This is a genomic window from Vibrio misgurnus (assembly GCF_029635775.1).
Classification (GTDB): domain Bacteria; phylum Pseudomonadota; class Gammaproteobacteria; order Enterobacterales; family Vibrionaceae; genus Vibrio; species Vibrio chanodichtyis.
Window position 1 is genome coordinate 514438 of the sequence record NZ_CP113241.1, and the last position, 12875, is coordinate 527312.

The 12875-nt window shown below is 47.5% G+C and carries 9 protein-coding genes; 3 read left to right on the top strand and 6 right to left on the bottom strand.

Annotated features, from left to right (window positions below; translation table 11 throughout):
* Window positions 1-358: 358 nt before the first annotated feature.
* The 3 genes from OOK74_RS02510 to OOK74_RS02520 all read right to left on the bottom strand — a co-directional run bounded on the left by OOK74_RS02510 (window position 359) and on the right by OOK74_RS02520 (window position 6142).
* Window positions 359-3751 (bottom strand): response regulator, encoded by a 3393-nt coding sequence (locus OOK74_RS02510; protein WP_278183060.1) that lies wholly within the window; start codon window positions 3749-3751, stop codon window positions 359-361.
* A 208-nt stretch (window positions 3752-3959) separates the two neighbouring features.
* Complete coding sequence (rsmC, locus tag OOK74_RS02515) at window positions 3960-4982, bottom strand: 16S rRNA (guanine(1207)-N(2))-methyltransferase RsmC (protein ID WP_278183061.1); 1023 nt, start codon at window positions 4980-4982, stop codon at window positions 3960-3962.
* Window positions 4983-5056: 74 nt separating this feature from the next.
* Complete coding sequence (locus OOK74_RS02520; protein ID WP_278183062.1) at window positions 5057-6142, bottom strand: AI-2E family transporter; 1086 nt, start codon at window positions 6140-6142, stop codon at window positions 5057-5059.
* Between the two features lie 35 nt (window positions 6143-6177).
* Between OOK74_RS02520 and OOK74_RS02525 the strand changes: the two genes are divergently transcribed.
* Window positions 6178-6333 carry a hypothetical protein gene (locus OOK74_RS02525; RefSeq protein ID WP_278183063.1) on the top strand — a complete coding sequence of 52 codons (156 nt, stop codon included), beginning with the start codon at window positions 6178-6180 and terminating at the stop codon, window positions 6331-6333.
* Window positions 6334-6445: 112 nt separating this feature from the next.
* Here the strand turns inward: OOK74_RS02525 and hemL are convergent, their stop codons facing one another.
* On the bottom strand, window positions 6446-7738 hold the full coding sequence (gene hemL / locus OOK74_RS02530; protein ID WP_278183064.1) for a glutamate-1-semialdehyde 2,1-aminomutase: 1293 nt from the start codon (window positions 7736-7738) through the stop codon (window positions 6446-6448).
* Between the two features lie 278 nt (window positions 7739-8016).
* On the opposite strand from hemL, the gene erpA reads away from it, so the two are divergent.
* The gene (gene erpA / locus OOK74_RS02535; protein ID WP_166013584.1) at window positions 8017-8358 is read left to right on the top strand and encodes an iron-sulfur cluster insertion protein ErpA; all 342 of its coding nucleotides are present in this window, start codon (window positions 8017-8019) and stop codon (window positions 8356-8358) included.
* A gap of 229 nt (window positions 8359-8587) precedes the next feature.
* Here the strand turns inward: erpA and shyC are convergent, their stop codons facing one another.
* On the bottom strand, window positions 8588-9886 hold the full coding sequence (gene shyC, locus OOK74_RS02540) for a peptidoglycan DD-endopeptidase ShyC (protein WP_278183065.1): 1299 nt from the start codon (window positions 9884-9886) through the stop codon (window positions 8588-8590).
* Window positions 9887-10016: 130 nt separating this feature from the next.
* Between shyC and tyrS the strand changes: the two genes are divergently transcribed.
* Entirely contained in the window at window positions 10017-11204 is a 1188-nt protein-coding gene (tyrS, locus tag OOK74_RS02545) for a tyrosine--tRNA ligase (protein ID WP_277206327.1), read from the top strand.
* 194 nt (window positions 11205-11398) lie between these two features.
* On the opposite strand, the gene dacB is transcribed toward tyrS, so the two are convergent.
* Window positions 11399-12844, bottom strand: a complete 1446-nt coding sequence (gene dacB / locus OOK74_RS02550; RefSeq protein WP_278183066.1) for a serine-type D-Ala-D-Ala carboxypeptidase — start codon at window positions 12842-12844, stop codon at window positions 11399-11401.
* Window positions 12845-12875 lie beyond the last annotated feature (31 nt).

Genomic DNA, 12875 nt, shown 5'->3' on the forward strand with positions numbered 1-12875 from the left:
TCTGTTGTATTCTCTTTAAATATTAGCGTTTGAGTGGTTTTTTTATTAACGAGATCTTGCTCACTAGCCCGATGTTCCGTTAATTTAACCGATGAAATTAATTCTGGCGAATTGTTGTGACCCCCTTCGCAATCTCAAACAAAGAGCAATGCTCCCCCTTAGCTGAGCGATGGCTTGCGTGTTTTTTTCGTCGTTTTGGTGAGGGTGAGGGCCGTGATTGTTACGTTTTTTTGTGATGTAAAGTAAGTGGCAAATATAGCATTTAGAGTCATTTCCAACCTTAGCCTGTTGGCCTACGGCTCGATAATTGCTGATAAAAAAAACCCACCATGTGGTGGGTTGAAATGATATCGGCTGATTAATCGCTGCTGGTGAGCAGCTTTTGTAACTTATCGCGCTGCATTTCAATATGAGCCCGTTCCGGACCTGATTCTTTGCAGTGTTCTAAGATGTAATCCAGCGAGTTGAGTACGGTTCTCCAACGTGGTGTTCTTGGTAGGGTTTCGATACGTAGGTATTTATCCAAGGTGCGAGTTTGTAAGGTACTACGGTCAAGATAGACACGCCATAAACCGCTTTGTTCAGCAAAGGTGAATTTGCTTTGCCCAGAAACTCTCTCCCAATAATTGAGCGCACTGGTCATCGCTTCGACTAATACTGCGCGCATCAAATCTTGTTTCGATTGATACTCACCAGTCGCTTTGTCGGCGAGCCGAGTAAACTCGCCACCGAGCTCTTTGAGTTTTTGCAGTTTGTCTTTATCTCCCTCAAAGGCATAGCTAGACAGCGCCTCTACTGCAGTCTCTAAATTGTAGATCCGCGCGGCGTTGATACTGCCACCGACATTAAAAATGTACATCGCTTGCAGGCCGGAACCTTGTGGTAAGCGCAGCACATCGGCCGAGAGGTGTTGGCGTACATCTTCAACATAAACATCAATGTTACCGCAGTAATGCTCTTGATCAATCGAGAGGTATTTAGGGGCGATCAATTCTTCAGCATTTGAGCGTTTAAGCTGCTCTGGCGTGCGTCTAAATAGGCGAGCGGCCGCTTCATTGGCAAAACGTACTTTATGTTCTTCATTGACACATAAAATTGCTTCGGGAGCCGATTCGAGCTGTTCCAATAAGCGTCCTTGAGTTTCCAGTAAACTGGCTTCGACCATAGCTCGATGCTTGAGCTCTTGTTGTAACTGTGCATTTTCAATCCGGCGTAACTCGGCCTTACTGGCGGTCAGATGAGCCATAATTCGCGCCGCGAGCTCTTGCTTATTAAACGGTTTACATAAGTAGTCATTTGCACCAGCATCAAAGCCACGCACTCGATCATCAGGCTGGTTGAGTGCGGTGAGCATGATGATTGGCAACTCGGCATGATCGTAGTCTTGTCTTAATTTTTCACAAACTTGATAGCCACTCATCCCTGGCATCATGATGTCGAGCAATACCAGCTCTGGTTTTTCAGCTTGTACCGCATCCAGTACTTGGTGTCCATCTTGGACGGTATGCACTCGATAACCTTCAATACGTAAAAAACTGTCTAATACTCTTAGATTGACAGGTTCATCATCAGCGACCAGCAGCAGTGGCCCATGTTCATTTTCCGGTAATGAACTCTGCTCTGGTAGCTCTGGGTCAACCAGATCAGGGGCTTGGAAGTGCGACAGTTCTATAACGTCCGCTTGTTCGATCTCAGCTTGAGTGGCTAATGGCAGGGTAAAGCTGAAAGTGGTTCCGACCATTGGTTGACTGCTAACATACAAGGTGCCATCCATTAGCTCGATCAACTGGCGGCTGATCGATAATCCTAAGCCTGCACCTTGGCGGTAGCGACTGGCGTCTTGACCGGCTTGGATCAGGGGTTCGAAAATCTGCTCAAGTTGATCGGCTGGAATGCCTTGCCCGGTATCCACCACTTGTACACGTACCTTATCTTCCATACAGGTGGTCGAAATGACAATTTTGCCTTCGGAAGTGTACTTAATTGCATTACCAATCAAGTTGTACAGAACTTGCTCTAAGCGTTGGGGGTCGACGGACACCCAGACTGGTTGATCTGGCACTTGGTTGATGATCCGTAAGGTTTTTTTGCCGAGTAAATGATGCGAGAGTTCAAGTACTAAGCGAGTGGATCTCGACAAATCGACGGCACATCGTTGAATGTCTAACGCGCCATAGCGCATTTTATGATAATCAAGCAGATCATCGACTAGGGTTGCTAAGCGCTGGCCACTACTAATAATGATATCAAGCTGATATTTATGTGCTGCCGTTAATGGGCCATTGGCACCAGACACTAACGCCTCGGCAATGCCGATCATGCCATGTAACGGGGTGCGTAACTCGTGTGAGGTGGTGGCAAGAAATTCATCTTTCAGCTTGTTAGCCAGTTGTAGCTCATCATTTTGTTTACGAATGATCAGCAGATTACTTTCCAACTCTTTATTTTGTGCTTTGATCAGGGTGATTTTGTCACGGATCGAACGTTGCATTCGTTCAAAACTGACCGCTAAACGGCCAATTTCATCTTTACGTTCGGTGTTGATCATCGCTTCATCCAAATCGCCCGCCGAGACGCGTTCTGCCGCCCAGGTTAGTTTCAATAATGGCGAAGTAATGAAGTTTGACAGGTAATGCGACGCGATAATCACTAATACAATTGCGGTCAGCATCGCTAACACAAACAATTTTTCTAGCTGGCGTATACCAGCAAACGCTTCTTTTTCTGGCAACTCAACCACGAGTGCCCAGTGAATACTTTTCAGATTAATGGGGGTATAGGCAGCAATAATATTTGCTCCCTCGGTGTTGGTATAAGTGCCAACTGAACGTTGTCCTGATAAGGCTAAATCGACCACTTGCTTACTTTTTTCAACCGCCATATCCGCCGTAGTCAGGGTTCGAGATCGATGATCTTGACCGACTAAGATAGTTTGCATTGTTGGGTGGTTATTGCCGTCGGCAATCAATTTAGTAATCGCATTACTCGGTAGGCGGAACATCGCATAACTGTGCAGGTAGCCTTGCTGGATGATAGGCGCACCTAGCCAAGCGTACTGTTGACCATTTTGTGGTTCAAAATCAGAGATCACCACCGGAGTGAAATCTTCATTGGCTTGGCGCTGTTCACTGACCATTTGTTCGAGGCGTTTAAAAGTTTGGCCAAGTAGGGTGGCTTGGTCTTTTCCGGTGAGTAAGTTGGTGCCAAAGTTATCGTGTTTGTAGATTGAATAGACCACGTTACCGTCAATATCGACCAACAAAATATCATCAAAATCGGAACGTTTAAGTAACTCCAAATATGCCCAGTGATAACGCTTATGCAGTAGGCGGTAACGTTCACTGCCTACATAGGCGCTCGACTGTGGTAGTACTGAGGTTTTGATCTGATCGCCAGAGCCAGGGATATAGCGCTGTTGGGCATGTTCACGCGCCCCTTCAATCGTGATGTCTAAGCGTTGAAATGCATTGACCAGACCATAAAAACGCCCGCCACTGGCGTAGGCGAGCTCAGAGCGCACAAAGCCCATCACTTCCGACTCTTTCGCCAACATGTAATCAATCACTTGTTGCTGTTTGGTATCTCGTACTGAAACAAGGTAAGAGGTACTTTGCTGTTCGAGATCTTGACTGTGTGAACGCAGAAAAAACAGCGCGGTAATCGTCAGTGGAATGATGCTCAGTGTCAGAAACGCAGCCATCAGCGTATTCTGTAGGCGCTTGAATTTTTGTTTTCGATAGAACCTAAACATAATTAAGACGTTACTTCTTGGTCAAACTCAATGGCGTTGGTCAGCCATGAGTGAGTGGATGATAAGAAACAATGAAAGTAACGAAATTAACGAGTTTTTTTACTTTGACAAGTAAGTCCAAGCTAAAGCGTGGGGATAGGCACAAAAAAGGCCAGAGCAAGGCCGTTTTTAGGCGAACTTTTCGTCAAAAACGGCAAAATAGGCGACGTTATTTTTTTGCGTGATAGATGGTAAATTTGCTGGTTTTGGCTGCAATATCACACTGGCCAAAGGCTTGTTCAATGATTGGTGGATATTTTAAAAAGCTGTTGGCGACCACCCACAGTGAGCCTTGATTGGCGAGGTGATTGACCGAGTGTGCCAATAACTGTTCAGTCGCGCCATAACTGGTTTGCAAGCCGGAGTGGAAAGGCGGATTGGTGACAATCGCTTGGTAATCACAGCCCGCATTAGAAAGCATATCAGAGGGATAGACCTTGCCGTGTAGCTGGTTGGCGCGCAGCGTTTCTTGACTAGAGCGAATCGCCAGTGCGCTGATATCGGTCATCTCCAGCTCAATTGCTGGGTTGAGAGTGGCCATGACGCAGCCTAATACACCAGCCCCGCAGCCAACATCAATCACTTTGCCACTTAACGCCGGTAAGGTATCTAGCAACAGTCGACTACCAAGGTCAAATTCACCATGGCTAAACACCCCTGGTAGGCTGCGAATCGTCAGATCATGCCCTTGATAGTGAACGGTATAAGATTTAAACCACTGGTCGAGCTCAAAGGCGGCCGGAGTATTAACGCATTGTCCCCAATAAAATGAGCAGCGACGTGCCGAATCGTATTTGTGGATCGGGCCGTAAGCGGCGAACATTTTTTCAATGCTTTTGACCCCAGAGCGATTTTCACCGACCACGATAATTTCGGTGCCGGTGCCGAGTTTAGCCAGCAACATCGCCAGCAGATATTCCGCTTCTTGCTTGGCTTTCGGCCAATAGAGCAAAATTAAATCAGCCTTGACCTCATCAGTGAGCTGTTCACCAAAATAACAGTCGATGGCAGCGTGCTGCTCAAGCTGTGAAAAATAGCCGTAATGCGTTGTGAACACCGCAACTGAAGCACAATGTTCACGCAGTTGGAGTGGAAACAGATCTTCTACTTCACCGGCAACCAACACATGCTTATCGGCAAAATAGTCGAGTTGACGAAGGGCAATTTCACTTGGGGCAGTATAAGGTTGCATGGCACGCTCTAGAGCAGAAAAAAGGGGGCCGATTTTCGCACACTCAGCCCGCTGAATGAAGTGTTAACTTTGGATCAACTGTTGTCTTGTTGATCCAAAAAGCTGCGAAACTCTTCTTCGTAAAGATTAAACAGCACTATGGTGATGGCAAAGATCAGGGGACCATAAATTAAGCCAATCAAACCAAACAACTGGAGTCCGCCAAGCAGGGAGAAAAAGATCATCAGCGTATTCATGCCGGCACTGCCTTGCATTAATAAAGGGCGCAGCAAATTATCAATTGAACCCACTATGATCACGCACCATATGGCAAGGAAAATTCCCCAGTTAGTGTCGCCAGTTAACAACAAATACAGTGTGGCTGGGATCCAGATTAACGCAGTACCGATCACGGGAATGAAAGAGGCGAAGCCCATCATGGTACCCCAAAATAGTCCGGGGAATCCGGCGAGCCACATGCCCAGTCCACCGGCTAAGCCTTGAGCGATCGCGGTTAAAAACGAGCCCATCACCGCTGACTTAGAGACATTTTCAATTTCTGTCAGTAAGCGATCTTCTTGGCTGCGTGATAGTGGCAAGATATGACGGATAGCACTGATGATCTGATCGTGGTCACGCAGCAAGAAAAACAGCACAAACAGCATCAGGAAAAAACTCATGATAAAGCTGGTGGTATCCCCGACAATTTTGGCGCTAATACTCACCAAATTACTACCAAATGCAGTAGCAAATTGGCCAATTCGCTGCGCGATTTGTTGCGAGCTAATCTCTTCAAAGGGCAAATATTGATTGATTAAATCGAGCCCTTTAACCACCCATGGGTGATTGAATAACTCCTGAATACCGCCATGCGAGACCCAAGTGTAAAGGTTTTGCGAAAATTTCGATCCTTGTTGTACCAGCGCGCCAAAAATAAAACCGAGCGGGATCACCACAATTACGGTCAGCACAATACAAGATAACAGTGCGGCAAGATTGGGGTGTGAGCGCAATTTACTTTCAAACCAGCTATGGATCGGAAACATCAATAAAGAGAGGATGAACGCCATCACAATCGAATTGATATAAGGTTCAACCAACCAGTAACAAGCGAGTGCCGCCGCCAGCAGTGCCACTACTAATACACGATGACGGGAGGTTAATGGAATTTTTTCTGACACAGAATTTATCCGGTTAAAGGAGTGTTAAGGCTATAATGAGGCCAATCGCGCTGCTTAGCAATCGAGAGGTGGATATGGGCTGTTGTGATAACAATGAGTGTAGTGGCAAGTCAGCAAAACGTAAGTCAATTCCGTGGCTGGCTTTGGTGATTGGTGCTTTAGTGCTGGTGAGCCTGTATTACTGGCAGTAAAGCTGGTTTACCCGTACACAAGTCGATAAAAAGGCAGCCGATCGGCTGCCTTAGTCATCTATAGCGGGTTATCTACAGTTATTTATAGATTTAGCCATCGATGGTGTATGGCTTAAGCCTGCGCGGCTAGGATTGCAAAGCTGCGATCGGCTGCTTCCAGCGTAGCGGCAATTTCTCTGCTGCCATGTGCCAATGAGGTAAAGCTTGCTTCAAAGGCAGAAGGCGCGAGGTAAACGCCATGCTCTAACATCAAATGGAAGAAGCGTTTGAAACGTTCCACATCGCAACGGGCCACGTCTTCATAGCAGGTTACTTGCTGCTGCTCGGTAAAGAAGAAGCCAAACATGCCACCGACTTGATGGACTAACAGCGGAATGCCGTGTTGATCAGCCAGTGATTTGAAACCATCCGCCAGTTGTTTGGTGATTTCAGCGAGGCGTTTTTCATTGCCTTCTTCACGCAGCAGATTAAGGCACGCATAACCAGCGGCCATCGCAATCGGGTTACCCGATAGGGTGCCGGCTTGGTAAACCGGGCCCGTTGGCGCAATGTACTGCATGATTTCACGTCGACCACCAAACGCACCGACGGGCATTCCGCCACCAATCACTTTACCTAATGTGGTTAAGTCGGGCTTGATGTTGTAATAAGCCTGCGCACCGCCTAGTGCCACGCGAAAACCAGTCATTACTTCATCAAAAATCAGTAGTGCGCCGTGTTGGTCACAAATCTCGCGCAGCCCTTGATGGAAACCTTCCTCGGGTGGGATACAGTTCATATTACCCGCTACAGGCTCAACAATAATACAGGCGATTTTACCGGGATTGGCGGCGAAAAGCTGGCGCACAGAGTCTAAATCGTTAAAACGAGCGGTTAAAGTATGCTTAGCAAAATCTTCTGGAACACCGGGAGAGCTTGGTTGACCCAAGGTCAGCGCACCCGATCCGGCTTTGACTAATAAGCTATCGGCATGGCCGTGGTAACAACCTTCAAACTTGATGATTTTGTCGCGGCCGGTGTAACCCCGCGCGAGGCGAATCGCACTCATGGTCGCTTCCGTACCTGAGTTAACCATGCGCAGTTGTTCCATCGATGGCACTAACTCAGAGACTAATTCTGCCATGGTGATTTCCATGGCGGTTGGTGCGCCAAAACTTAAACCGCGCTGCGCCGCTTGCATCACCGCATCACGGATCGCGGCATGGTTATGGCCAAGGATCATCGGTCCCCATGAACCAACATAATCAATGTAGGCTTTGCCATCGGCATCAAAAATCAGCGCGCCGTCAGCTCGTTCAATAAAAATTGGCGAACCACCAACTCCGTTAAAGGCACGCACTGGCGAGTTTACTCCGCCAGGAATGGTGGTTTGTGCCTTTTGATATAACTCGGCGGATTTGGTCATGTTATTTTCCTCTTATGATCAATCGGACCAATTTGGGGGGCATTGTACGCCGATGCTCCATAGGGTGAAATATTTTCGCTACATTTTTACCGAAGTTGTCGATCAATCATCGTAAGTCTACTTGTCATGCAGCGATTTCCGTCAGCAAATCCATTTCGATTAAGGCTAATACTTGAACGCTTAACTCAGGTATTAGATAATCGCGCCATTATTACTATGAGATGTGTGGCGCACCCTTGACGGGTTAGCGTGGCACGTTGCACGAATGAGAGGTCATCGTGAGCGAAGTTACTATTCCATTATCCTTTTCTGACGCGGCAGCAAGCCGGGTCAAGGCATTGATTGCTGAAGAAGAAAATCCATCGCTAATGCTGCGTGTTTACATTACTGGTGGCGGTTGTAGCGGTTTCCAGTACGGTTTTACTTTTGATGAAACGGTCAATGAAGGCGATACCACGATTGATAACAGTGGTGTGATCTTGGTGGTTGATCCGATGAGTTTGCAGTATTTGATTGGTGGGGTGGTTGACTATACTGAAGGGCTGGAAGGGTCGAGATTTTTCGTCAATAACCCAAATGCCACCACTACCTGTGGCTGTGGTGCATCATTTAGCGTTTAATTGTGCGCGCTATCGAGCCGCAATATGACTAACAACGAAGAGGGCCAGTCGTGTTTTGACTGGCCCTCTTTTTATCGATGGTTATCCCCTTCCTACTTGAAGCTGCAGCGGTGTTGGCTACGTTGCTTCACCCCAATCACATAGTTTACCTATGCTCATGGGGACTCATTCACTTGCCGCCTACCTGCAACTCCAAGTTGTTTGGGTATAGTTATCGAGGGTTTTAATGCTACTGCTTGGCATACAGCAACTGGCTGTAGCGTTCGAGTTTGGCCATGCGCTGCTTGGCATTGGCAATAAAGGTCTCTTTGGCTTTGCCTTTCAATGATTGAGCCTGCGGTAACTCGACCGTTCTTGGGTTTTTGTGTACGCCATTGACCAAAAATTCATAATGCAAATGCGGACCAGTGACGCGACCAGTGCCGCCTAAAGTCCCAATTGTTTGATTTTGTTTGACTCGTTGACCAGTTTTCACCATACGTCGTTGTAAGTGCAGGTATTTGGTCAGGTAAGTGCTGTTATGCCGAATATAAACATAGTTACCGTTAAATTGGTTGTAGCTCGATTTTTCCACCACGCCATCCCCCGCGGCCCAAATTGGGGTACCAACCGGAGCCACATAGTCGGTACCACGGTGTGCAGCGACTTGGCCAGTGACCGGATGCAAACGCCGCGGATTAAAATTCGATGAGACACGGCGAAAATCAACCGGTGAGCGCAAAAAGGCTTTTTTCATCGCACGACCATCTTGGTCGTAATAGTTACCCGTGTTGTCATCCAAAATGGTGGTAAAGGTTGTGCCTTGGTTGGTAAAGGTGGCAGCAATAATATTGCCGCGTCCAATCACGCTACCCTCAACAATTTTTTCTTGATAGAGCAATTTGAAGTGATCACCAGCGCGAATATCGAGTGCAAAATCGATATCCCAGCCAAACAGATTGGCCAACTCCATAATTTGGTTGGCGCTTAATCCTGCTGCTACGCCCGCATTCCAGAAATTAGAGGTGATCTCTGCTTCGGCATAGTTGAGTTGGAAAAACACCTCTTTCTTATCAAATTCGGAGCTGAAACCCGAATCTGAACGCGTCACCACAAAGCTTTCGTAAGGGCTAATGGTACGTTTGAGTTGCACCAACTGATCATTTTCATCAAAACCGAATTTCAATTCATCCTTCGGCATGAGTCTAGATAATTGACTATTGATATCACTGTTGCTTGAGGTTAGCTCATGCAGCAAACGTGACGAGAGTCCAGCGCGTTGAAATAGTACTGCGGCACTTTCGCCATTGCGGACTTGGTGCGTTTCCCAGCGCAGCATCGCGGTTGAGATCGGCGTCTCTTGCTCTAGGTTAGCAAACAGTTGGTTATCGAGCTCTATCGGGTAATGACGCCCAACTTCTAATTGACTGTTCGATTGACGTAAGCCATCAGAGTTGGGCAGAAAAAACACCGCGAATACGATGATGGCGCTAAATGCGGTGATTAACACGCGGTGTAGCCAAGGCAGACGATTGAAAAGAGAAAGCATATTCAGTTCAAATTCATTTAATTATTAACAAAATCGCTGCCCGCTAGTCTAACTGGTTTCAAAATGCATCGCTATTCAAGTAAGATGTCCCACTAGCATATTTTTGCCAAATCTGTGGGAGTGAACAAGAATGGCGAGTATTGAAGCGGCTTTGGCTGAGATTAAACGTGGTGTTGAAGAGCTGATCCCAGAAGAAGAGCTGATGGCTAAGCTCAAAGAAAATCGTCCACTACGCATTAAATTGGGCGCGGATCCAACGGCTCCGGATATTCACTTAGGTCATACGGTTATCCTCAATAAGCTGCGTACTTTCCAGGATTTAGGCCATGATGTGACGTTTCTGATTGGTGATTTTACCGGTATGGTTGGTGATCCGACTGGTAAAAATACCACTCGTCCACCGCTGACCCGCGAAGATGTATTGCGCAATGCGGAAACCTATAAGCAGCAAGTGTTTAAGATCCTTGATCCAGCAAAAACCAAAATTCAATTCAATTCAGAATGGTTATCGCAGCTCGGCGCAGAAGGGATGATCCGACTCGCTTCGAATCAAACGGTAGCACGTATGCTGGAACGGGATGATTTTAAAAAGCGCTACCACAATGGCCAGCCGATTGCGATTCATGAGTTTATGTATCCTTTGCTACAAGGTTATGACTCAGTGGCGATGGAAACTGATGTCGAGCTTGGCGGTACCGATCAGAAGTTCAACCTGCTGATGGGACGCGAGTTGCAAAAATCCCATGGTCAAAAACCACAAGTGGTATTGATGATGCCGCTGCTGGTTGGGCTGGATGGCGAGAAAAAAATGTCGAAGTCCGCGCACAACTATATTGGGGTGAGCGAAGCGCCGAACGAAATGTTTGGCAAAATCATGTCGATCTCTGATGATCTGATGTGGAGCTACTACGAACTACTCTCTTTCCGTCCGTTAGAGCAAATTGCTCAGTTCAAAGCGGATGTGACGCAAGGCACCAACCCGCGTGATATTAAGATCCTACTCGCGAAAGAGATCATTGCCCGTTTCCATAGCGAAGCGGATGCTGAAGCGGCAGAGCAAGAATTCATCAATCGTTTCCAAAAAGGCGCGATGCCAGAGGAAATGCCAGAGTTTAGTTTTGCGGCTGGGATTGCGATCTCTAATCTGCTTAAAGAGGCGGGGCTAGTGGCTTCTACCTCGGATGCGCTGCGCATGATCAAGCAAGGGGCCGTGAAGCAAGACGGTGAGAAGCTCGAAGATGCCAAATTAGTCCCTGCTTGTGGCACTGCGGTTTACCAAGTGGGTAAGCGCAAGTTTGCCCGTGTGACCATTCAGTAATATAACTATTCAGTAATATGACCATTGAGTTGTAGTCAGCTACTTGCTTACATCGAAAAAAGCGCCAATCGGCGCTTTTTTTATCGCCGCCGTTTGAGTGGCTAAGTCCATTGATTAAGCCCATTGATTAAGTTTACTGACTAAGCTAGCGCGCCTTGAGCACTGTAGTGGTCACACGGTGAGTCAGCTCAGCTTTATGGCGCATTGTCCTGTGAGCGATCCCACTCAATCAGTTGTTGGTAAAGCTCACTTTCAAATTGCACAATCGGCGCTTCCACTACTACGGTAGGCTGAGCTGGGGGCGGAAAATAATCCGTGATAAATTGAACAAACAGAGTGGTTGGACGCTGCTGTTGATCGACGATAAAGCCAGCCATGTTATAGGTGCCATACAGCGAACCACTTTTGGCTTTAATTTGACCGCTGACGAGTGGGCTACGCATACTGCGTCGATATTGCAAGGTGCCAGATTGCCCAGCGCTAGGCAGCATAGCAATCAAACCAAGTTCGGCATCATGTTGATAAATATAGCGCAGAATCTCTAGCATCACTTGTGGCCGGATCCGGTTATTGCGCGACAGACCTGAGCCATCCGCCAACGGGCTATCTTGTAAGTCAATCCCGGCTCTGGAGTACAAAATCTGTTTAATCGCTTGCGTGCCGTTGGCAAAACTGCCTGGTTGCAGATAAAAATGCTGACCTAAAGTTTTGGTTAAGCTATCGGCAATCAAGTTGTCGGATTTTTGCAGCATGAGGGGCAATAATTCAGCCAGAGGCGCGGATTGATGTTGCGCCACGCGTTCAAGTGGTGCAAATGGCGGAGTGCCAATCTTAACTTGGCCTTTGAGCTTAATATTTAACTGCCCGAGTAGGCGATACACGATGCGCTGGGTATACAGACCCGTATCTTGTACCGCTAATTTCAAGGCTAATGGTTTATCGCGCTGCACTAGACAGCCGGCTAATTGATAGTGGTTTTCAGGGCTAGTGGTGAGCTCTAAATCGCAGCGTAGGCTTTCTTGCTGCGCTTGGCTGACACTGATGGTTTGTGACTGCACATGTACAGGATGGTGCTCCGGTACATAGACACGGGTTTTGCCTTGCGGCTCTGTATAAATCGAGGCTTGAATACAGTTGCTGTCTAAATTGATCGCACTGACCGGTGCACTATAGCAGACGCCGAGAATGTCCCACGGCCAGCCAACCGCACGTTGATAGCCGCTAAATGCGCTATCATCCAGCCATAAATCACCGTCGATCTGCCCGCCACTGTGCACTTTAAGCTGCTGGAGTAGCGCGTTAATATCGGCGCTGGTCAGGGTTGGATCTCCGGAAAAATGAATCGCCCAATCTTGTTTCGCGCGCAGCAGTTCGGTACTAAAGCGAAACTCATCGCCCAATTCCAGCTTGGCTGCCAGTGCGGTTAATATTTTAAGGGTGCTGGCGGGTGGATAATATCCATCGGCGTTGAGCGCAAGCGTGGGCTGCGTAGCGTGAATTGGCTCAATCAGTAGCGCATAACGTGTACCAGCCGGAAGCTTATGGACTGCGCCACTCAACGGGTTTTGCGCGCGTAGTGGCGTACCGCCAAGCAGTAAACTGAGCAGCAGTAGCCTAATTAAGATAACGCGCCAACCCATAACTCAAACTTCCAAGCACCATTGAATTTGC

Coding starts and splice junctions, on each gene's coding strand:
- shyC (WP_278183065.1), bottom strand. CDS start 9,886: ATGCTTTCTCTTTTCAATCGTCTGCCTTGGCTACACCGCGTGTTAATC.
- rsmC (WP_278183061.1), bottom strand. CDS start 4,982: ATGCAACCTTATACTGCCCCAAGTGAAATTGCCCTTCGTCAACTCGAC.
- hemL (WP_278183064.1), bottom strand. CDS start 7,738: ATGACCAAATCCGCCGAGTTATATCAAAAGGCACAAACCACCATTCCT.
- OOK74_RS02525 (WP_278183063.1), top strand. CDS start 6,178: ATGAGGCCAATCGCGCTGCTTAGCAATCGAGAGGTGGATATGGGCTGT.
- OOK74_RS02510 (WP_278183060.1), bottom strand. CDS start 3,751: ATGTTTAGGTTCTATCGAAAACAAAAATTCAAGCGCCTACAGAATACG.
- dacB (WP_278183066.1), bottom strand. CDS start 12,844: ATGGGTTGGCGCGTTATCTTAATTAGGCTACTGCTGCTCAGTTTACTG.
- tyrS (WP_277206327.1), top strand. CDS start 10,017: ATGGCGAGTATTGAAGCGGCTTTGGCTGAGATTAAACGTGGTGTTGAA.